This is a genomic window from Novosphingobium olei (genome assembly GCF_037076535.1).
Lineage (GTDB): Bacteria > Pseudomonadota > Alphaproteobacteria > Sphingomonadales > Sphingomonadaceae > Novosphingobium > Novosphingobium olei.
The window spans coordinates 720,613-739,928 of sequence record NZ_AP029021.1 but is presented as its reverse complement, the minus strand read 5'-3'; the positions used below and the strand labels follow the sequence as shown (position 1 = coordinate 739,928).

The 19,316-nt window shown below is 66.2% G+C and carries 20 protein-coding genes and 1 tRNA gene; 7 read left to right on the top strand and 14 right to left on the bottom strand.

Going from position 1 to position 19,316, the window contains the following annotated elements:
* Positions 1-11: 11 nt before the first annotated feature.
* From AACH40_RS03505 to AACH40_RS03495, 3 genes are all read right to left on the bottom strand, one after another.
* Positions 12-1,589 carry a tetratricopeptide repeat-containing sulfotransferase family protein gene (locus AACH40_RS03505; protein WP_338644210.1) on the bottom strand — a complete coding sequence of 526 codons (1,578 nt, stop codon included), beginning with the start codon at positions 1,587-1,589 and terminating at the stop codon, positions 12-14.
* Positions 1,586-2,503 carry a sterol desaturase family protein gene (locus AACH40_RS03500; RefSeq protein ID WP_338644209.1) on the bottom strand — a complete coding sequence of 306 codons (918 nt, stop codon included), beginning with the start codon at positions 2,501-2,503 and terminating at the stop codon, positions 1,586-1,588. Before AACH40_RS03500 ends, AACH40_RS03505 begins: the two co-directional genes overlap by 4 nt.
* 87 nt (positions 2,504-2,590) lie before the next feature.
* On the bottom strand, positions 2,591-3,529 hold the full coding sequence (locus AACH40_RS03495) for a LysR family transcriptional regulator (RefSeq protein ID WP_169492295.1): 939 nt from the start codon (positions 3,527-3,529) through the stop codon (positions 2,591-2,593).
* 106 nt (positions 3,530-3,635) lie between these two features.
* On the opposite strand from AACH40_RS03495, the gene AACH40_RS03490 reads away from it, so the two are divergent.
* Together AACH40_RS03490 and AACH40_RS03485 are read left to right on the top strand one after the other, a co-directional pair.
* Positions 3,636-4,640, top strand: a complete 1,005-nt coding sequence (locus tag AACH40_RS03490) for an isopenicillin N synthase family dioxygenase (RefSeq protein ID WP_338644207.1) — start codon at positions 3,636-3,638, stop codon at positions 4,638-4,640.
* Positions 4,637-5,521: a hypothetical protein gene (locus AACH40_RS03485; RefSeq protein ID WP_338644206.1), complete on the top strand. Its 885-nt coding sequence runs from the start codon at positions 4,637-4,639 to the stop codon at positions 5,519-5,521. The genes AACH40_RS03490 and AACH40_RS03485 overlap by 4 nt, the downstream gene beginning before the upstream one ends.
* A 4-nt stretch (positions 5,522-5,525) precedes the next feature.
* Here AACH40_RS03485 and AACH40_RS03480 read toward each other — a convergent pair whose 3' ends face one another.
* From AACH40_RS03480 to AACH40_RS03435, 10 genes are all read right to left on the bottom strand, one after another.
* Positions 5,526-6,125, bottom strand: coding sequence for a hypothetical protein (locus AACH40_RS03480; protein WP_338644205.1), 600 nt, complete (start codon positions 6,123-6,125; stop codon positions 5,526-5,528).
* Positions 6,126-6,250: 125 nt separating this feature from the next.
* A complete protein-coding gene (locus AACH40_RS03475) occupies positions 6,251-6,772 on the bottom strand; it encodes a demethoxyubiquinone hydroxylase family protein (RefSeq protein ID WP_169492291.1) in 522 nt (173 codons plus the stop codon).
* The gene (locus AACH40_RS03470; RefSeq protein WP_338644204.1) at positions 6,769-7,257 is read right to left on the bottom strand and encodes a disulfide bond formation protein B; all 489 of its coding nucleotides are present in this window, start codon (positions 7,255-7,257) and stop codon (positions 6,769-6,771) included. The genes AACH40_RS03475 and AACH40_RS03470 overlap by 4 nt, the downstream gene beginning before the upstream one ends.
* 13 nt (positions 7,258-7,270) lie before the next feature.
* Positions 7,271-8,647 carry a S41 family peptidase gene (locus tag AACH40_RS03465; protein WP_422394877.1) on the bottom strand — a complete coding sequence of 459 codons (1,377 nt, stop codon included), beginning with the start codon at positions 8,645-8,647 and terminating at the stop codon, positions 7,271-7,273.
* Positions 8,648-8,734: 87 nt separating this feature from the next.
* On the bottom strand, positions 8,735-9,943 hold the full coding sequence (locus AACH40_RS03460; protein ID WP_338644203.1) for a murein hydrolase activator EnvC family protein: 1,209 nt from the start codon (positions 9,941-9,943) through the stop codon (positions 8,735-8,737).
* Between the two features lie 18 nt (positions 9,944-9,961).
* A complete protein-coding gene (locus AACH40_RS03455; RefSeq protein ID WP_338644202.1) occupies positions 9,962-10,387 on the bottom strand; it encodes a 23S rRNA (pseudouridine(1915)-N(3))-methyltransferase RlmH in 426 nt (141 codons plus the stop codon).
* 80 nt (positions 10,388-10,467) lie between these two features.
* Complete coding sequence (gene rsfS / locus AACH40_RS03450; protein WP_169492286.1) at positions 10,468-10,854, bottom strand: ribosome silencing factor; 387 nt, start codon at positions 10,852-10,854, stop codon at positions 10,468-10,470.
* 124 nt (positions 10,855-10,978) lie between these two features.
* Positions 10,979-11,650: a nicotinate-nucleotide adenylyltransferase gene (locus AACH40_RS03445; RefSeq protein WP_338644201.1), complete on the bottom strand. Its 672-nt coding sequence runs from the start codon at positions 11,648-11,650 to the stop codon at positions 10,979-10,981.
* Complete coding sequence (locus AACH40_RS03440; RefSeq protein WP_338644200.1) at positions 11,647-12,690, bottom strand: aldo/keto reductase; 1,044 nt, start codon at positions 12,688-12,690, stop codon at positions 11,647-11,649. Before AACH40_RS03440 ends, AACH40_RS03445 begins: the two co-directional genes overlap by 4 nt.
* A gap of 84 nt (positions 12,691-12,774) precedes the next feature.
* On the bottom strand, positions 12,775-14,052 hold the full coding sequence (locus AACH40_RS03435; protein ID WP_338644199.1) for a glutamate-5-semialdehyde dehydrogenase: 1,278 nt from the start codon (positions 14,050-14,052) through the stop codon (positions 12,775-12,777).
* Between the two features lie 254 nt (positions 14,053-14,306).
* Here AACH40_RS03435 and AACH40_RS03430 point away from each other — a divergent pair, with 254 nt between their 5' ends.
* The 3 genes from AACH40_RS03430 (at position 14,307) to AACH40_RS03420 (ending at position 16,058) form a co-directional block, all read left to right on the top strand.
* Positions 14,307-15,443, top strand: coding sequence for a M23 family metallopeptidase (locus AACH40_RS03430; protein ID WP_338644198.1), 1,137 nt, complete (start codon positions 14,307-14,309; stop codon positions 15,441-15,443).
* On the top strand, positions 15,436-15,819 hold the full coding sequence (locus AACH40_RS03425; RefSeq protein ID WP_338644197.1) for a polymer-forming cytoskeletal protein: 384 nt from the start codon (positions 15,436-15,438) through the stop codon (positions 15,817-15,819). The genes AACH40_RS03430 and AACH40_RS03425 overlap by 8 nt, the downstream gene beginning before the upstream one ends.
* A gap of 165 nt (positions 15,820-15,984) precedes the next feature.
* A tRNA-Gly gene (locus AACH40_RS03420) sits at positions 15,985-16,058 on the top strand.
* A 23-nt stretch (positions 16,059-16,081) separates the two neighbouring features.
* Here AACH40_RS03420 and AACH40_RS03415 read toward each other — a convergent pair.
* Positions 16,082-17,080, bottom strand: a complete 999-nt coding sequence (locus tag AACH40_RS03415) for a LacI family DNA-binding transcriptional regulator (RefSeq protein WP_338644196.1) — start codon at positions 17,078-17,080, stop codon at positions 16,082-16,084.
* A 264-nt stretch (positions 17,081-17,344) separates the two neighbouring features.
* On the opposite strand from AACH40_RS03415, the gene AACH40_RS03410 reads away from it, so the two are divergent.
* On the top strand, positions 17,345-18,577 hold the full coding sequence (locus AACH40_RS03410) for an MFS transporter (RefSeq protein ID WP_338644195.1): 1,233 nt from the start codon (positions 17,345-17,347) through the stop codon (positions 18,575-18,577).
* Positions 18,570-19,283, top strand: coding sequence for an SDR family NAD(P)-dependent oxidoreductase (locus AACH40_RS03405; RefSeq protein ID WP_338644194.1), 714 nt, complete (start codon positions 18,570-18,572; stop codon positions 19,281-19,283). The genes AACH40_RS03410 and AACH40_RS03405 overlap by 8 nt, the downstream gene beginning before the upstream one ends.
* Positions 19,284-19,316: the final 33 nt, after the last annotated feature.

The window sequence follows — 19,316 nt, the reverse complement described above, 5'->3', positions numbered from 1 at the left end:
GGTGATCTCCTTCACTCGACAGCCACGCCGACGGCCACGAGGAACTGGCGGACGGGTTCGAGAACTTCGGCATGGCGCTTCCAGCGAGCGACCGATTCCGCGTAGATCGGGCGACGGACCTGCGCCGCGCTCGGCGTCGAGACCGGCGCGCGGTTGGTGTGAAACGACAGGCACGCGTCGGACCAGTCGAGCCCGCAATGCGCAAGCAGTCGGCGGCTTTCGCCTTCCTGATCGGCAACCAGGCTTTCGTAGGACAGTTCGAGCACGCGGCCCGGCAGCGCCTCACGCCAGAACGCCATCAGGCGGTCGAAGCGCGCGTAGTAGGCAGCGGTATCGAGCAGGTCGTAGCTGTAGTCGTAGTAGCGCGAACTGATCGCGAAGAGATTGCGGAAGTTGCTGAGCACCGTGTCCATCGGGTTGCGGCGCAGGCAGACGATCTTCGCCTTCGGCAGCGCGCGGGCGATCAGCCCCACGTACTGGAAGTTGCCCGGAAACTTGTCGATGAAGCGGCCTGCATCGCTGCGCAGGTGGGGCCGCGCGCGATCGAGATAGGCGCGCCCTATCGCGCCGAGGTCCGCTCTGGCGGCGGCCAGCACGGTTTCGGGATCGAGCACCATGCGGCTGCGCGTGGCTGCGGCCTGCTTGACGGCAAGCGGCATCGCCTGAAGCTCACCCGCGCTTTCGACGTCCGGGTGCGAGGAGAGGATGCGGTCGACGAGCGTGGTGCCGGTGCGCGGCATGCCGACGATGAAGATCGGCGCGTCGCTGGCGGGATCGGTGACGGGAGCCTGCGCCAGATTGCCCCAAGCGCTCTCGATCGCATCGAACACGGCGGCGTCGCGGGCAAAATCGTACGGCAGGCTGCGGCGGTGTTCGCCATTGGCGGCGATCAGCGTATCGAGCGCCTGATCTGCCTCGCCAATGTCCTCAAGCTCCTTGGCCAGCGCGTAGCCCAGCAGCAGGCGATCGCGGCCATCGCTCGCGGCGGCGCGGGTCTGGCCGAGGCGGGCGACGTGATTGGCCTCGCGCGTTTGCTTGCGCAGGCTGGCAAGCAGATGGTGAGCCCGCGCGGCGGCGGGATCGAGCGTCACCAGCGCTTCGAGCGCGGCTTCTGCTTCGCCCACGCGACCCAGGAAGTTGAGCGTGACCGCCTGGTTGTAGCGAAACTCGGTGTTGTCTGGCTCCAGCGCGACGGCGGCGTCGAAGTGGGCGAGCGCGGCGGCATGATCGCCCAGGCGGGCATAGACGCATCCCATCGTATCGCGCGACAGGGCATCGGCCGGCAGCGCCTGTTCGGCGGCGCGCAACGTGGCGGCGGCATCGCCTTCACGGCGGACGAGGGTGTAGAGCTTGGCGAGATGGGCGCGGTATTCGCCCTGTGGATCGAGCGCGACGGCCCGTTCGATCGCGGCGATGCCGGCGCTGATCCCCCCGGTGCTCGATTCTGCTATGCCGAGGAGGAAGTGGGCTTCGGGGTTGTCGGGCTCGGCAGCGAGCAGCGCCTCCGCCTGATCGAACGTCGTGTCAAAATTGCCCCGCGCCAGCGCGCGCCTTGCCGCTTCAGCGTTCGCGGGGCGGGTCACGATCATGCCGCCGCTGCGCCTCCCGCTTCATTGGCGACCTGAGCGGAAGCGGCGCGCCCAGCCTTGTACCGCGCGATCAGCGGCTGGAAGGGGAAGATCGTCTGTTCCCAGATCGACAGGCGGCGGCGTTCGTCCTGACCGACCAGCACGCTTTCGCCTTCCTTGAAGGTGCCGAAGATCCGGTCGAACAGGATCATCGAGTTGCCGTAATTGCAGCGCGTGCTTTCGTAGTCGGTCGAATGGTGCAGGCTGTGATGGCGAATCGTGGTGAAGAAGAACGAATACCAGATCGGCGGGTTCGACTTCACGTTGGCATGCGCGAAGGTCGAAATCACGGCGGTGGTGTTGAAGCAGGCGAACAGCGCGGTCTGGTCGAATTCGAAGAAGGTCAGCACGCTGAGCGTGATCAGGAACAGCTCGATCGGATTGCCGACAGCCCCCTTGGCGGCGTTTAGCTGGGTAATGTGGTGATGCGGCGCGTGAGTCAGCCAGAACGGCGTTACGTTGTGCATCAGACGATGCATCCAGTACTGGCCGAATTCGATGATCGATACGGCCATGACCACCTGCACCAGCCAGGGCAAATGGCCGACCCAAGGCGTGTGGATGCCGAGCGAGGTCTTGACCGCCTGCAGCGGGGCTTCGGCGAAAGTCTGCGTCATCCACGCGATGACCGTGGAACTGAGCACGACGTAATAGAGGTCGGTGAAGAACTCGCGCTTGTTCAGGCGCCAGCCTTCGTGGCGTTCGAACACGAATTCGAGGCCGAGGACGATGATCGTGACCAGCGAGGAGCAGACCACCAACGTCCACGGATTTGCGAGCAATGCCTTGGGGCCGTATGCCCAGAACAGCAGGAAAACCGCCACCATTGCCGGTGGAATCAGGTTGACCAAAGTGGCTTTGGCACTGGCAAGCATTCTGCGACTCCCGATATGGTTCGCAGGTTGCGTTGCGACGCGTCATGAAGACAGGCGTATATATCCGATGAAAGGCATAGATCCGATCTATGACCTGTGCAGCGATCGTACCCGTCGGAAGACTTCATCCCAGAAAAGCTGGGTTGCGGTGTCGCGCGCCGGATCGGTTCGAGCGAGCAGATAGATGTCGTAGGCCGGTTCGAAATCGGCATGGAGCATCGGCCACAGCGCGCCCTTGGCGACCTCCGCCTCCGCCGCGGCAACGGGCAGAAAACCGATGCCGACGCCGAGCTTGATCAGGCGGCGCGCCTCGTTGATGTCCTCGGCCTGGCCGCTCACCCGCGTGCCCAAGCGGTATCGACGGCGCAAATGGGTGATCAGCTCGATCTCGTCCTCCCCCGTCAGGACGAAGCCTTCGTCCTTCAGTTCGTGCAGGCGGCTGACCCGATAGCCGAAATAGGGGCTGGAGCGCGAACAATAGAGCTGCTGCCTTTCGACCAGCAGCGGTTCGTACATCAGGCTGCCGCGCACGGTGCTGTCATAGCCGACACCGATCTCGACCTCGCCCTGTTCGAGCGCGTCGAGCACCTCCCGCCAGGGGGAGACGCGAATCTCGATGTGGATTGCCGGGTTGCGACGGTGGAAGCTGGCGATCGCCTCGTCGAATTCGGGCGAGACGAGGCCCGAGACGATCTGGATGCGTACGAACCCTTCGACGCGCTTTGTCGCCTGCGCAATCTGGTGCGGCATCATCCGCGCGGCTTCGAGCATGTCCTCGCACAGGACCATCATCGCCTTGCCCGCCTCGGTCATTTCGACGCCGCTGGCGGTGCGGGTGAGCAGCGTTGCCCCAACGTGCTCTTCAAGGCGCTTGAGCGCTGCACTGATGCTCGGCTGTTGGCGGTTCAGCTGGCGCGCGGCAGCGCCGATGCCGCCGGCGCGCACGATGTCGACGAAAGTGCGCATCAGGTTCCAGTCGACCCGGCTGGCGAACTTGCGGTCGATCAGGGGGACGCGGTCACTCATGCCCCCACAAATACCGCGACTTGACCGAAGGGCATAGATGAGATCGATGAAAAACATAAGAATGTCGCCAATGGCGTTATGACCCGGGCGGCCTATGGCGGTGGGCATGACCGAAACCGCCGTTCTTCCCGTGCTGGACATCACTCCGCTGGCGCACGGCAGCTTTGCCGAGCGAAAGGCCGTGGCCGAGCAGCTCGACCGTGCCTGTGCCGATGCGGGCTTCCTTTACATCACCGGAGCGCAGCTCGATCCGGCGGTGTTCGCCCGGGTGCTTGCGCGCGCCAAGACCTACTTCGCGCAGGATGAGGCGGCCAAGATGGCAAGCTACATCGGCGGTTCGCTCAACCATTCGGGCTACGTTCCGGTGGGCGAGGAACAGTTCGCCAACGCCACGCCCGACCTGAAGGAGGCGTTTGACATTAATTGCGACTACCTTCCCACAGACGGGCGCCGGCCGCTGCTGGGACCGAACCTGTGGCCGGCGATGCCGGGCTTCCGCGAAGACGTGCTTGCCTACTACGAACACGTGACCGGGATCGGGCGGCAGATCTTCGGCGCGTTCGCCCTGGCGCTTGGGCTGGACGAGGATTTCTTCGACGCCCACACCCAGCACCCGCCCAGCCAGTTGCGGCTGATCCATTATCCCCATGATCCCGCCGCGCACGATCGCCCGGGGATCGGCTCGCACACCGACTACGAGTGCTTTACCCTGCTCCACGCGACGACGGCCGGGTTGCAGATCGTCGATCGCGACGGCGAATGGCTGGACGTGCCATTGCTGCCCAACTCGCTGATCATAAACATCGGGGACATGATGGAGATCATGTCGAACGGACGGTATGTCGCGACGCGGCACCGGGTGAAGAAGGTGGCGCAGGAGCGGTACTCCTTCGCGCTGTTCCATGCCTGCGACTATGATCATGTGGTGGCGCCCGTGGTGCGCGGGGAAGTTCCACGATATGCCCCACTCAAGTCCGGCGAGCATCTCTTCAACCAGACCGCGCAGACGTTCCGCTATCTCAAGGAGCGGGTGGCGCGGGGCGAACTTGTGCTCAACGATGCCGTGCCGCTCGACAGCTTCGGCCGCAACGTCGAAGCCGCGCGAGCATGAATTTAACGCAATTGCTGGATGCGCTCGGCCCCGTTGGCCGGCTTGAAGGCGTGCCCTTCCCGCCCCGCCTGCTGGGTGCATTCCGCCGCAAGAGCATCACCTTCTGCACCGGCGAGACCGACGAGGCGACGCTGGTGTTCTGGTTCCAGTCGGCAAGTTTTACCATCGACCTGCGGCTGTCACACGGGAATCGCACGCCGCTCGCCATGCGGCAGGGCTGGACCGGCGACACGCTGTGGGATGCGGCGCAGGCGCGCATGTCGTGGTCCGTTGCGCGCAGCTACGAGCCGCACGAGATCTGGCCCGAGCCTGCCGAGCTGCGCTTCATCGGCAATGCCGTGCTCGAATTCGCGCCGTCTGGCGCCTATGTCGAGGACTGGCGCCAGCTGGCGACGACAGGCCCGCTTCTTGGCTTGCGGCTGGTCGAGCTGGTCGACGCGGCAAGCGGCGCTGCCCACGCGATGGATGGGGGCCTGATCGTGGCGGGCGAACACATGGCGCTGGCCCGCTCGCGCCGGCCCGAGGTGGATGCGCGTATCGCGGCGGCAGGATCGGTCGCGGCGGCATTGGAACGCGGCGCAGCCAATGCGGATCAGATCGAGAGCTACGAGGTTTCGGTTGCGCTGGGCGGCGAGATGGTGAGTTACAGCACGACCAGCCTACGCGTTGACCAGCCACTGGGCGATGGCGGTTTCGCGATCGAGGAGGATGGCACGGTGACGCTGACCGATGGGGCCACCGGCGACAGGCTGCGCTTCGTCGTTGACCTGCACCTACCCGGGTTCACGTTTGCCGCAACGTCCGACGCGAGCGCGGCGGCGCTCGCGTGGATCGAACGCGAGCGGCCGCACGTGATGCCGAACGGGCGCGTGGTGCGCTGACCAGTCAGTCCTGCGGCGGGGTGGCGAGCGATCCCGGCGCGGGCGTTGCCGACGGGGCGGCAGGCGCTGGCGATGCCTCGGCCGCGCGTTCGCGGGCAATACGGGCGTCGTATTCCTTTTCAAGCTGTTCGACGCGGGCCTGTTCGGCGGCGGCATCGGCATCGATCGACTTCAGCCGCTTCTCGCGCTCGGCCTCGATCAGCTTGCCCATCTGCACGTCGGTCGACTGCTTCTTTTCGGCATAGGCCTGGTTGATCAGCTTGGCCATGCAGCCCGATGCGCCGGCGGAGCCGACCGGCGAGCACGAATAGGCGCCCGCCGCGCCCACCGTCTCATACGCCTTGACCCGGTCCGTCCAGCTCTGGTTGACGGCCGCGTTGGGATTGTCGCGCAGCGGCGGCGGAATGCGGAAGCGTTCGGATTCATCCTTGCGCGCACAGACGGTGATCGCGCCATCGGCCGATTCAGGGCACGGATCGTCGCCATAGACGATCAGCTGATTGACCTTCTCACCCGGAGCGGCCTGCGCCAGCGCGGGCAACGGGGCAAAGGCGGAGAGGCCCAGGACGGAGGCAGCAGCGGCTGCGACAAGAAACGGCTTCATCGATGTGGCACTCCGTTCAGAACTTGCGCCGTCCATTGGCACATCCAGATGTTCGGCACCCTTGGCCTTGAACGCACAATGAAGCCAGATCCTTGGCTCCGGTCAATCAAGACGCGAAATGCGATTCAGATCCGCTTGGACAGGGCAATCGCGGCGCGGCAGCCCAGGCGCACCGCACCAAACAGCAGCGGGTAGGCGGGCGCACGCTCGGCCCCGGCAGCGAACGCGGCATCGCGATGCTCGCGCTCGTCGTCGCGGAATTCGCGGATCATCGCGGCCAGCTCGGGATCGTCCTCGCCCAATTCCTCAAGCTGTTCGGTATAGTGCTGGTCGATCTCGGTCTCGATCGCGGCGGTGCAGGCCATGGCCGCTTCGGGCCCCAGCAATGCTGTCGCCGCACCAAGCGCAAAACCGGCAACGGACCACAAGGGCTGCAATGCCGTGGGGCGCACGCCGCGCTGCGCGATCATCGCGTCGAAGCGCTTGCGGTGCTCCTCTTCCTGCCGCGCCATGCCAGCGATTTCCTGCGAGCCCGGTGCGCGGTCGCCCATCACCGCCATCTGCCCGGCATAGATCCGGGTCGCGCCATATTCGCCGGCCTGGTCGACCCGGAGCATGCTGGCAGTCTTGCGCGAAACAGCGGTCATGCGATCCTCGTCTTTCCCCGGCCCAGCAGCACGAACACAGCCACGGCCCCAACCGTGGAGATCAGGAAGTTGAAGCCGGCAAGGCTCACCCCGAACAGCGTCCACTGCGCCACGTCGCAGCGGATCACCGGTGCGTCCATGATTGCGGCGAGCGGGTCGCCGCCTGCGGACGCGGTGCGCGTGCAGGCGGTAAGCCCTTCCCACCAGTGATATTCGACACCGGCATGAAACGCGCCGATCAGCCCGCTGATCCCGATGGCGATTGCTGCCAGCCGGACAAGCACGTCGCCCAGCGGGCTCTTGCGCAATGCAAGCGCCAGCCCGGCCAGCACGATGGCCGCGATGTGCGGGTAGCGCTGCCACCAGCACATCTCGCATGGGTAGAGACCGAAGACGTACTGCGAGACGAGCGCCCCGCCCATCAGTGCGGCGGGCACCAGCAGGGCGAGCGTATAGGCGGCGCTACGAGATTGCTGCGGGGTCATCGTTTCCGTGCTTTCAGCGCTTGCGGGCAGCGAGGGCCTGCGGGGTGGTGCGACCAAGCGTCTGTTCGGCATACCACAGCTGGAAGTCCTCGATGTTCTTGGCCTTCAGTTCCTCGGGCGTCATCTTGAAGCGGGGGTCCTCGATCTTGTCCTTTTCGAGATCCTTGTCGTCCTTGATCTCGTTGACGAGATGGCCGCGCAGGTCGCTTTCGCGATAAGAGCGCAGCGCACGCTTGCGCAGATCCGGATCGGAAATCTGCGGCACGGCGATATCGGGATCGATGCCGCCTTCCTGCACCGAGCGGCCCGAAGGGGTGTAGTAGCGCGCCGTCGTCAGTTTCAGCGCGGTGGTGGACGTCAGCTGGATCAGCGTCTGAACGCTGCCCTTGCCGAAGCTGCGCTGCCCCATGATCAGCGCGCGGTGCTGGTCCTGCAGCGCGCCCGCCACGATTTCGGACGCGGAAGCGGAACCTTCGTCGATCAGCACGATCACCGGCACGCCCTTGGCGATGTCACCAGGCTGGGCATTGTAAACCTCGTTGTCGCGAGCGTAGCGGCCGCGCTGCGAGACGATCGTCCCCTTTTCCAGGAACTGGTCGGAGAGCGACACAGCCTCGTCCAGAAGGCCGCCGGGGTTGCCGCGCAAGTCGAGCACCAGCCCGCCCGGACGACCGCCGGTCTTGAGCTTGATCTGGTTCCACGCCGCAGCGACTTCGGAACCGACATTGGCGCTGAACTGCGACACGGAGATCACGCCGATGTTGCCGTCGACCTTCCAGTCGACCGGCTTCAGGTCGATGATCTGGCGCGTGACGGTCACGTCGAACGGCTCGTCGCGACCGGGGCGGAAGATCGTCAGCTTGATCGAAGTATTCGGCGGACCGCGCATCTGGTCCACCGCCTCGTCGAGCGTGCCGCCATAGATCAGCTTGCCGTCAAGGTGGGTGATGTAGTCGCCCGCCTTGACCCCAGCCTTGTCGGCGGGGCTGCCCTTGGTCGGCGCGATCACCTTTACCGCGCCATCGTCCATCGTCACCGACAGGCCAAGTCCGCCATAGGAACCATCGGTCTGGGTGCGCAGGTTCTCGAAATCGCGCGCATCCAGGTAGGAGCTGTGCGGATCGAGGGTCGCCAGCATCCCGTCAATCGCGCCCTTGATCAGCTTGTCGTCGTCCACCGGCTCGACGTAGTTCGCCTTGATCCGTTCGTAGACCGCCAGCAGCTTGCCGAACTGCGGGCCGCTCTTGGCGTCGACCGCAGCGAGACCGGCCGTGGCGGCAGGCAGCAGCGCGACCGCACTGACCAGCGCGGTCATGCGCAGCAGCGTGGAAAGGCGCCGCGGCGAAGCGGGGGGCTTGGCCATCGCGGCCTTGGGCATGGGAAGCTTCATTGCGCCTGCTTCTATAGCGCGACCGCGCTGAACGCCAGATGGCGAAAGGTCAGGATCGTGCGATTGCGGCTCGCCGCTGACGTAAAGTCAGCCTTGGGTCACGGTCAGCGGATTGACCGGTTGGCCATCCTTGCGCAACTCGACCGTCACGGTCTGCCGACCGGCGCCCGCACTGCCGAGGGGCGAGCCCTGCAGCACCCGGTCTCCCACGGCGACGGTCAGGTTGCCGAGATCGGTGACCAGGCTTGACCAGCCGCCGTCGTGCTCGATGATCACGATCCGACCGAAGCCGCGATAGGGCCCGGCAAAGGCGATGCGTCCAGCTGCAGGCGCCACTACCTGCGCGCCGGGCGACGGCGCGAAAGTCAGGCCGCGCGCGGCGCCTGCCTGCGTCGCTTCGCCGAAGCCGGTGACGATGCGTCCGCCGAGCGGTGCAATCCACGAAAAGCGCGCTTCGGCACTCGGCGCTGTCGCGATGGGATCGGCTACGAGCACGTCGCCCGGGCGCGCCGGCCTCTGCACCGGTCCCGGCAAGGCGGCCAGCTGCGCGCGCAACGCGCCATCGGCTTCCAGCCGGCCGACCAGTGCGGACAGGTCACGTGTTTCTTCGGCAAGAGCGAGCGCGCGATCGGCCTCGCGGCTGGCGCTGCCCTGCGAGGCGCGGGCTGCAACGCGCTGGCGACTTTCCAGCGCGACAAGTTCACTCCTTCTCCGCGCCAGCGCCGCCTCGCCGGCCTTCAGCCGGGCAGCGGCCGCTTGTGCACTCTTCTTGAGGGCGCGACCGCGCAAGATCTCGCCGCGCAACGCAGCGGTGCGACGATGGACTTCCGGCGCTACCGATTCCAGCACGGCGCGCAAGTAGACGGTGTCGCGCAGCGACTGAGTGCGCATCAGGCTGAACGCCAGAGGCCGACGCGCGATCATTTCCAGCGCGGCAGTAAGTTGAACCACCGGCTCCTGCCGCGCAGCCATGCGCAAGCGCAGCGCGTCGCGCTGGCGATCGATCGCAACGGCTTGCGCCTGTGCGAGGCGGATCTCGGCTTCGGACTGCTGGATCCGCGCGGCAGTGGCCGCGGTTTCGGCGGCGGTGCGTTCTGCCTCGGCGCGTGACTGGCGGGCCTGCCGGTCGAGCCGTTCTGCCCGTGCCTCGGCCATCGCCAGCGCCTGCGATGCTTCGCGCAAGGCATTGCCCGCCTCTGCGCTTGAACCGTAGGGCGCGGCCTGGCCGAACGCAGCCCACGCGACCAGAGGCGCAAGGCAGGCGGAAAGGAGAAGAAGTGCGGCGCGCGACGTCATGGAAGCTAACGCCCGTGCTTATCCCTCGCGATGATAGGGATGACCAGCGATAATGCTGGTCGCGCGAAACAGCTGCTCGGCGAGCATCGCGCGCGCCAGCATGTGCGGCCAGGTGCACGATCCGAACGCGATCAGCAGATCGGCATCCTTGCGCAGCGCTTCCTCATGCCCGTCGGCGGCGCCGATCAAGAAGCGCGCCTCGCGCACGCCATCATCGCGCCAGCGTTCGAGGATTTTGGCAAATTCCACGCTGGTCAGCTGCCGGCCGCGCTCGTCGAGCGCAACGGTGCGCACCGGGTTCAGCATCGGCGGTGGGACGCTGCCACCCTTGTCGGGCAGCTCGGTCACCTTGAAGTCCTTGCCCATACGCTTGGCATACCGGTCTACCAGCTCGCCCTCGGGCGAGCGGCCGATGCGGCCACGGGCGATGATGTGGAGGAGCATGGCGTATCAAGGACATGTCGTGGCGCCAGTCGTTCCCCCTCCCCCTGCTCGGGGGTAGGGAACAGCGGCGCCCGCTTGGCTCAGGCCGCGCCCTGGTCTCCGAACGCCCACATCCGTTCGAGGTTGTAGAACGAGCGCACTTCGGGGCGGAACAGGTGAACCACCACGTCGCCAGCGTCGATCAGCACCCAGTCGGCAGCCGGCAGGCCTTCGATGCGCACCGAACCATAGCCACCGTGCTTGATCCGCTCGGCAAGCTTCTGCGCCATCGACGCGACCTGGCGCGTCGAACGGCCCGAGGCGATGACCATGAAATCGGCGACCGAGCTCTTCCCTTCGAGCGGGATCGAGACGATTTCCTGCGCCTGGTCGTCGTCAAGCGACTGCAGCACCAGATCGTGCAGGCTGGCCGGAGCGGCCTTGGGAGCAATACCGGCAGCGGCCGGCACGGGTTCGAGGGTAGTCATGTGGTGAAGATGGTCTCCGTGGCGGGCAGTTCAATGACACGCGGTTGAATGACACAACGCGCAAAAACCGGAATGGCACCGGTCTTGCCGCGCTGCAGGGTGGGTTGGAGGAGCGTTGCGGGGGTCAAGCGCGCAAGTCCCGGAAGGATCTGGCGTCGATCGCCCGATGCGTCACCGCATCGCGGAGCGAGGGCAACGACGATATCCGGCGATGCCAGTCCGGATCGGCGGCGCGGATTTCCGTTGCCGAGCGCGAATCGGGATCGAAACGCAGGATGGTCAGCGCTGGTGCGCTCCCGCTTGCGCCATCAAGTCTCTGTCCGCTTCGCCGGCGCCAGCGGCGCAGCCAGGCCATGGCGGGGCTCGCCAAGGCGGCGCTATCATACCCCGGACGCGCGACAATCGCAATCGGCATCTCCCGCGCGATACCGCGCCAGTCGCGCCAGCGGTGAAACTGCGCCAGATTGTCTGCCCCCATGATCCACACGAAGCGTCGTTTGGGGTACCGCCGCCTGAGCGCGCGCAGGGTATCGATGGTGAAGCGGGTGCCCAGTTCCCGCTCGATCGCGCTAACCTTGATCGGCGCGCGCCGCGCCTGCGCGGCGGCCGAGGCCACGCGCGCCGGCAGCGGTGCCATCCCCGCCTTGTCCTTAAGTGGATTGCCCGGCGATACCAGCCACCATACCTCGTCGAGGTCCAGCGCATCGGCGACGAACAGACTTATCCGCCTGTGGCCGCCGTGCGCCGGATTGAAGCTGCCGCCGAGCAGGCCGGTCAGAATCGCAAGCCTGTTCAACCGGGCACGCGCCTTGGCGAAACCGCGCGGTCGCGATAGCTGCCCTGCATCTCGAACATCCAGCCGGGGTATTCGCGCGGCAAGGCCGAAAGCTTGTCCAGCTTGGCCAGTTCATCGGCCGTCAGCTCGACCTCGCAGGCGCCGATGTTGTCGGCAAGCTGCTCGGCGCGCTTTGCACCGACGATCACCGTGGAGACGACCGGCTGGTAGAGCAGCCAGGCGAGCGCCACTTGCGCCACGGTCACACCCTTGGCGGTGGCGATCTGCTGCATCGCATCGACCACGTCGAAGGCACGCTCGCGCTCCACCGGCGGGAAGTCGAAGCTGGCGCGGCGCCCTTCGCCTTCCCCGGCGCGTGTATACTTGCCGGAGAGAAGACCCCCGGCAAGCGGGCTCCATACCATCAGCCCGACCCCTTCGCTGCGGAGCATCGGCACGATCTCGCGCTCAAGATCGCGCCCGGCCACGGTGTAGTAGGCCTGCAGCGAGGCAAAGCGTTCAAGGCCAAGTCGTTCGGATATGCCGAGCGCCTTCATGATCTGCCACGCCGCCCAGTTGGACACGCCGATATAGCGAGCGCGGCCGGTACGGACGATGTCGTCGAGCGCGCGCAGCGTTTCCTCGATCGGCGTCTGCGAATCCCACCCGTGGATCTGGTACAGGTCCACGTGGTCCATGCCGAGCCGCGACAGGCTCGCATCGATCTGGTCGAGCAGGTGCACGCGCGACATGCCGGCGTCGTTCGGCCCTGCCCCCATCGGCCCCATGGCCTTGGTGGCGATGACGACGTCGCTGCGCTTGATGCCAAGGTCGCGCAGCGCCTGCCCGGTGATCTCCTCGGACTTGCCTTCGGAATAGATATTGGCGGTGTCGATGAAGTTGATGCCGGCATCGAGCGCCTGGCGCACCAGCGCGGTCGATGCGCCCTGATCCAGCCCGGCAATCGCGCCGAAGCGGCCGTTGGTCGTGCCGAAGGTCATCGTGCCCAGGCACAGTTCGGAGACGATCAGGCCAGTGGAACCCAGTCGGTTGCTACGCATCGCTTGTCCTTTCGCACCCGTCCGAAGCGGGATGTACGCCGCTCCGTGGCCGGGTCAACCGGCCGCCGGGATGCCATGGTGCGGTCAGGGCCGGATTTGCCCCGAACCGCGCACCAGCCACTTGTAGGTGGTCAGGCCCTCGAGCGCGACCGGCCCACGGGCATGAAGCCGCCCGGTGGCGATGCCGATTTCGGCGCCAAGGCCGAACTCGCCGCCATCGGCGAACTGGCTCGAAGCGTTGTGCATCACGATCGCGCTGTCGACCTCGGTCAGGAAACGGTCGGCCACGGCCTGGTCGGCGGCAACGATCGCATCGGTATGTGCCGACGAATGGCGCGCGATGTGCGCCAGCGCATCGTCCAGCCCGTCGACCACCGCGACCGAAAGTATCGCGTCGAGATATTCGGTATCCCAGTCCTCGTTGCTGGCGGGCGCGATGCGCGGGTCGATCGCCTGCGCCCGGGCATCGCCGCGCAGAACGCAACCTTCGGCCAGCAGCGGCTCCACCAGTCCATGCGGATCGGGATAGGTCGCATCGATCAGCAGCGTTTCCATCGCCCCGCAGATGCCGGTGCGACGCAGCTTGGCGTTGCGCACGATCGCGCTCGCCATCGCAGGCTCCGCATCGTGGTGGACATAGGTGTGGTTGATGCCGTCGAGGTGGGCGAGAACGGGCACGCGCGCCTCTGTCTGAACGCGGGCAACCAGGCTCTTGCCCCCGCGCGGCACGATCATGTCGATCAGCCCGGCCGCCGTCAGCATGGCGCCGACCGCCGCCCGGTCCTGCGTGGGCATGAGCTGCACCGCTTCGGCGGGCACGCCCCCTTCGACCAGGCCCTCGACCAGCGCTGCATGGATCGCGCGATTGGAATGCACCGCCTCGGACCCGCCGCGCAGCAGCACGGCATTGCCCGAACGCACGCAAAGCGCGGCGGCATCGGCGGTAACGTTGGGGCGGCTTTCGTAGATGATGCCGATCAGGCCGATGGGGATGCGTACGCGCTGCAGCACCATGCCATTGGGGCGGGCCTGTTCATCGATCACCGCACCCACGGGATCGGCCAGGACGGCCACGTCGTCGATGGCTGCGGCAATGCCTTCGAGCCGCTTTTCATCGAGCCGCAACCGGTCGATCATCGCGCTGGTCAGGCCGTTCGCCTCGGCCGCGGCGACATCGCGGGCATTGGCGGCCAGCACCGTCGCCGAGGCCCGACGCAGCGTTGCCGCGGCGAGCTTGAGCGCACGCTCCTTCTCTGGCGGAGTCAGCCGCGCCAGCACACGACCCGCAACGCGACCGGCGCGGGCGAGCGAAGCGACGAGATCCTCGATCGAGGAAGCGGCGAACTGGGGCTGCGTAGACATGCGCCGCCCCTACCACCGCCAGCGGGCCTTGTCAGCCTTGGCCGTTCGCGACTCGGTCCAAACGGCGCGCAACAATGCCGATTCGGCCCACCGGTTCCCGTTCAACGCAAAAATAACGGTGGGAAAATTCGACTCGTCGTCACAGCGGCACGACTCAGCCTCGTTCGATTCGACCCTGCGGAAACCACAGCCTAGACGCCACCCGCGCTGCGATCGGACGCAGCCGCACAGAACAACACCGGGGGTCGCCCATCTTGCCAGCCATCACCACCCACAAGGTGCTCGCGCGCCTGCGCCGGTGGTTTCCCGACCGCGAGTTCTTCATGCGTGCCGATGGCACGGTGAGATTCGTGCGCGTGTCCGGCAAGCTGCAGATGACGGCTGCTGCCGTCGTCGGTGCGGTGCTGCTAACCTGGATCGGCGTGCTCGGCTGGGTGCTCGTGGCACAAATGGTCGCCGGCGCCGAGCGCAACCGGCTGGAACAGCGCGAGGCTGCCGTGGCCGATGCCGAAGCGCAGGTCGCGAAGTACCGCAACGGTATTGGTGGCGTAGCGCAGGAACTCGAGCGGCGGCAGGACTATCTCGAAAAAATGATCGAGGGCCACGCCGGCGATCTGCCCGCAAACGCCGCAAGCACCAATCCCGCCGACGCCACATCCCAAAAGGCCGACAGGACGAAAATCTCCCTCGCCAATCCCGCCGCGGGCCCGGACGCTGGTCGCTTTGCCCGGATCGAAGCGCGTCAGCTGGCACTGGTCGACAAGTTGACCCGCTTGGCCGAGGCGCGCAGCGCCCGCGCCGAAACCGCGATCCGCCGCGTCGGGCTCAATCCCGCGATGATCGCCGCTGCCGATCGCAAGGCCATGGGTGGTCCGCTGATCCGCGCCGGCGCCGCTCCGGCCGATCCGCGCTTCGTCGCCTTCGGTCGCGCGCTCGAACGCATGAGCGCAATGCAGAACGGGCTTGCCCGTATCCCCAACACCCTGCCCGCCAGCCTCGAATACATCTCGAGCGGCTTCGGCTACCGAGCGGACCCGTTCGATGGCGAAGCCGCATTCCACGCAGGGCTCGATTTCCGTGGGCCGATCGGCGCCCCGATCTACGCCGCGGCGGCCGGGACGATCAGCTTCACCGGCGTGCGCCAGGGCTATGGCAACTGCGTGGAGATCAGCCACGGCAACGGCCTGATGACGCGCTATGCGCACATGTCGCGCATCGGGGCGCACCTTGGCGACAAGGTGTCGGCCGGCGCGGTCATCGGCCAGATCGGCAGCACTGGCCGGTCGACCGGTCCGCATCTGCACTTCGAAGTCCGCATCAACGACCGTCCGGTCAACCCGCGTCCCTTCCTTGAGGCCAATCGCGATGTTTTCCAGAAAGACCGTGGCTAATACATCTGCGGGCAGGATCGAGCGCGGCGCTGGCGGGACCTTCTCGATCCTTGGCGCCGACCTTGTCGTGCGCGGCGATATCACCGCCTCCTCGGACCTGCACATCGATGGCGACGTCGACGGCGACATTCATTGCGCCAGCGTGGTGCAAGGCGAACAGAGCACGATCCGCGGCTCGATCGTCGCAAAGGCGGCGCGGCTTTCCGGCAAGGTCGTCGGCAACGTCGAGGCGACAGAGCTCGTCGTGCTGCGCAGCGCGCGGATCGAAGGCGATCTTCACTACGAAGCGCTGACCATCGAACACGGCGCCCAGGTCGACGGCCGCCTTCCGCGCCGCGCGGCCGAAAGCTCGATCGTCCCCGCGCTCGCCGGGTAAAACCGCACTCCCCGCCGCTTCCGCTCAAGCCATCGGTAATTCGGCCTGGCACGTCGCTTGGACCGCCGTTCGACAGGTCGCTTCGCCGCCTTCGCCAGCCTTAGGGGATTGACGGCGACACGTCGTTGGTGGCAAGCGCGCCGCATCGGCTAGATGCCGGCCCGAGCGGGTATAGCTTAGTGGTAAAGCACCAGCCTTCCAAGCTGGCTATGCGGGTTCGATTCCCGCTACCCGCTCCAGTTTCACGTTCCCTGCCGCCCATCTACGCAAAGCTTGCTGAGAGCCGCGGGATGATCTTCCCCGCTAGACGCCGCGTGCCCATCGGCAGCGCTTGCCCGCGGATTTGCGCGGCCAGCATGTCGACTGCGGTCGCCACCATTTCTTCAAGCGGCTGCCGGAAAGTTGCCAGCTGAAACGCGCGCCAGCTGGAAATCGGATCGTCATCGAAGCCGAAGATCGCCACGTCGCGCCCCGGCTCCAACCCCAGGTCGCGCGCCGCTGCCAGCGCGAAGAAGGCCATGAAGTCGGTGACGCAGAACAGGGCGGTCACCCTGTTGGGGCCGCTCAGCAGCAGGCGTGCCGCAGCATAGGCGCCGTCTTCGGAAAAATGCCCGCATTCGGTCCGCACCGTCGCCTCGCCGTGCGCTTCCACGATCCGGCTGAACGCAGCGGCTCGCTCGGCGGCGGCGAGGCTTTCCTCCAGCCCGCTGACCACACCCAGTTGCCGATGCCCCCCATCCAGCAGAAACCGTGCGATTTCCTCGGCCCCGGCCACATTGTCGGTGCAGACCCCAGGCACGCGGTCTTCGGGGTCCACATTGTTGAGCATCACCACGGGCACCCCGGCTTCGAGACATTCGTGCCCGACGCGCGCGGCATGGCTGCTCGAGGCGAGGATCACCCCGTCCAGCCGGTATCCCAGCAACTCGTCCAGCACAGGGTCGAGGTCTGCCTCACCGTGCGTGACGAACAGCACCATGCGATAGCCCGCATCGCGGAGCGCCTGGTGGAGCAGGTCCACCATCAACGGGTAGAACTGGTTGTCGAGCCCGGTGATCGCCAGCCCGATAAGGTGCGATCGATTGGTCGTGAGCGACCGCGCGGTGTTGTTGGGCCGGTACTTGAGGATGCGCGCGGCCTCGACGATCCGTTCGCGCGCCTCTTCGGAAACAAAGCCGCCAGCATAGACCCGCGACACCGCCGATTTCGATACGCCGGCAAGACGTGCCACGTCCGTTCCGGTCGGGCGCCTGTTGTTCACGGGGCTTGGATCCTCCTGTCCGTGCCCTCTTGCCTCACCGTCCGCACAAAATCCACCATCCTGCTTTTTGGATAGGGAGCCATTCGCAGATTGCATTTGTCAATTGATGGCAAAGCTGGCGGTATGCGCTCAACAAGAACACGGTAGAGGATTGCACGAGGGCGCGGCGCGTTTTTACGGCCCGCATGTGGGACCGCTCCCACAAATGTGGGAGCGGTCGCAGCAAACTTCGGCAAAGCCTCGTCCGCTCGACAAGGACATTGCATGACCAAGCATCATCAACCCACAGCGATGACAGGCATCGCGCTGTTGTTGCCGATTACGCTTTCAACAATGGCGATCGTACTGCTGGCGCCCGTGCTGCCGAAGATTCTGGCGGAATACGCCTCGGTGCCCGGCTTCGACTACTGGGTTCCGATGATCCTGACGATCCCGGCGTTGTGCGTTGCGCTGCTGTCCACCGCGGCCGGTGCGCTGGGAGACTACTTCGGCCGCCGTCGCCTGCTGATCGCCTCGTTCGTACTCTATGCCATCGTCGGCGTGGCGCCCGTGTTCCTGAAGGACCTGACCGCAATCCTCATCAGCCGCGTCGGCGTCGGTGTGGCCGAAGCGCTGATCATGGTTCTTTCGACCACCATGATCGGCGACTATTTCCACGGCGCCGCGCGTGACAAATGGCTAGCCGCGCAGACCGCGTTTGCCTCGATGTCGGCGCTGGTGTTCTTCAACGTCGGTGGGCAGCTGGGCGCGTTCGGCTGGCGCACGCCGTTCTGGGTCTACACCTCGGCGCTGATCATGCTGGCGCTTGTCCTGCGCTTCACGTGGGAACCGCAGGGCGATGTCCGCAACAACGGCGGCGATGAGGCCGAAGCTGCGCCCCACAATTCGAGCTGGGCCGGCTTTCCCTGGGGCCGCATGGCCGTGATCCTTGCGGTCACCATCTATGGTGCGGTTTTCTTCTACACCGTGCAGATCCAGGCGGCGAGCGGGCTTGGCGTCCTTGGCGTAGCCGATCCGGCACGCGTCGGCTTCCTTACCTCGATCGCCAGCATCGGCGTGCCGCTCGGCACCTTCATCTACTCGCGGATCGGTCGCTGGCCGGTGCAGCGCCTGCTGACCATCGAATTCAGCCTGCTTGCCGTCGGCTTCCTTGCCATGGGCCGCGCCAGCACGCCCACCGGCTTCCTCGCGGGCTGCTTCCTCAACCAGCTCGGCGCGGGCCTGCTGCTGCCGACCCTTCTGGTCTGGGCGATGAGCCTGCTCTCGTTCCAGGTTCGCGGTCGTGGCGCCGGCATGTGGCAGAGCGCCTTTGCCCTGGGCCAGTTCCTCAGCCCGGTGATCGTAACATTTTCGGCCAACGCCACCGGCGGGCTGCAGAACGCCTTCAGCGTGCTTTCGGCCGCAGCCGTCGTCGGCCTGATCGTCGTGGTCATTGCGGCCGGCCGCATCACCCGCTCGGGCGACGCCGTGGCGGTGGCTGGGGGTCTCCATGGTTGATCGCCTGAAGGGCAAGGTGGCGGTCGTCACCGGTGCCGCCAACGGCATCGGTGAAGGCATCGCCCAGATGTTCCGCGAAGAAGGAGCCACGGTGGAAACCGTGGACATCAAAGGCGCAGATCATTCGGCCGACCTGACAGACGAAGCGCAGGTGCAGACCTTGTTCGCGGCCATCGGCGCCCGGCACGGCCGCATCGACATCCTGGTCAACGCCGCAGCCTTTGCCGTGTTCGACTGGATCGAGACGCTGACCTTTGATGACTGGAAGCGCACGCTGGCCGGCGAACTCGACATCGTGTTCCTGCCCACGCGGGCAGCCTGGCCCTTCCTCAAGGCCAGCGGTGCCGCGGCAATCATCAACTTCGCCAGTGCCAACGCACGCCATGCGCTTGAAGGCTCGCCGGCGCTGGCCCACTGCGCCGGCAAGGGCGGCGTGCTGGCGATGACGCGCCAGCTGGCCATGGAAGGCGCGCCACACAACATCCGCGCCAACACCATCGCGCCGGGCTTCATCCGGACCGCGGCCACCGATCGGCACCTGTCGTCCGATCCTGCCTTCGAGGCGAAGGTGCTGGCCAAGAACATGGTCAAGCGACTGGGCGAACCGCGCGACATCGCGTTCGCAGCTACATGGCTTGCCAGCGACGAGGCTGGCTACGTCACCGGCGCGGATATCCCGGTCGATGCCGGGGCAACTGCGTGGTGAGAGGCCGCAAGCAGTCATGGAATTTCACAATAA

Excerpts from the sequence above, each read along its gene's own strand:
- AACH40_RS03505 (WP_338644210.1), bottom strand. The coding sequence starts at position 1,589 with ATGATCGTGACCCGCCCCGCGAACGCTGAAGCGGCAAGGCGCGCGCTG.
- AACH40_RS03500 (WP_338644209.1), bottom strand. The coding sequence starts at position 2,503 with ATGCTTGCCAGTGCCAAAGCCACTTTGGTCAACCTGATTCCACCGGCA.
- AACH40_RS03495 (WP_169492295.1), bottom strand. The coding sequence starts at position 3,529 with ATGAGTGACCGCGTCCCCCTGATCGACCGCAAGTTCGCCAGCCGGGTC.
- AACH40_RS03490 (WP_338644207.1), top strand. The coding sequence starts at position 3,636 with ATGACCGAAACCGCCGTTCTTCCCGTGCTGGACATCACTCCGCTGGCG.
- AACH40_RS03485 (WP_338644206.1), top strand. The coding sequence starts at position 4,637 with ATGAATTTAACGCAATTGCTGGATGCGCTCGGCCCCGTTGGCCGGCTT.
- AACH40_RS03480 (WP_338644205.1), bottom strand. The coding sequence starts at position 6,125 with ATGAAGCCGTTTCTTGTCGCAGCCGCTGCTGCCTCCGTCCTGGGCCTC.
- AACH40_RS03475 (WP_169492291.1), bottom strand. The coding sequence starts at position 6,772 with ATGACCGCTGTTTCGCGCAAGACTGCCAGCATGCTCCGGGTCGACCAG.
- AACH40_RS03470 (WP_338644204.1), bottom strand. The coding sequence starts at position 7,257 with ATGACCCCGCAGCAATCTCGTAGCGCCGCCTATACGCTCGCCCTGCTG.
- AACH40_RS03465 (WP_422394877.1), bottom strand. The coding sequence starts at position 8,647 with ATGAAGCTTCCCATGCCCAAGGCCGCGATGGCCAAGCCCCCCGCTTCG.
- AACH40_RS03460 (WP_338644203.1), bottom strand. The coding sequence starts at position 9,943 with ATGACGTCGCGCGCCGCACTTCTTCTCCTTTCCGCCTGCCTTGCGCCT.
- AACH40_RS03455 (WP_338644202.1), bottom strand. The coding sequence starts at position 10,387 with ATGCTCCTCCACATCATCGCCCGTGGCCGCATCGGCCGCTCGCCCGAG.
- rsfS (WP_169492286.1), bottom strand. The coding sequence starts at position 10,854 with ATGACTACCCTCGAACCCGTGCCGGCCGCTGCCGGTATTGCTCCCAAG.
- AACH40_RS03440 (WP_338644200.1), bottom strand. The coding sequence starts at position 12,690 with ATGCGTAGCAACCGACTGGGTTCCACTGGCCTGATCGTCTCCGAACTG.
- AACH40_RS03435 (WP_338644199.1), bottom strand. The coding sequence starts at position 14,052 with ATGTCTACGCAGCCCCAGTTCGCCGCTTCCTCGATCGAGGATCTCGTC.
- AACH40_RS03410 (WP_338644195.1), top strand. The coding sequence starts at position 17,345 with ATGACCAAGCATCATCAACCCACAGCGATGACAGGCATCGCGCTGTTG.
- AACH40_RS03405 (WP_338644194.1), top strand. The coding sequence starts at position 18,570 with ATGGTTGATCGCCTGAAGGGCAAGGTGGCGGTCGTCACCGGTGCCGCC.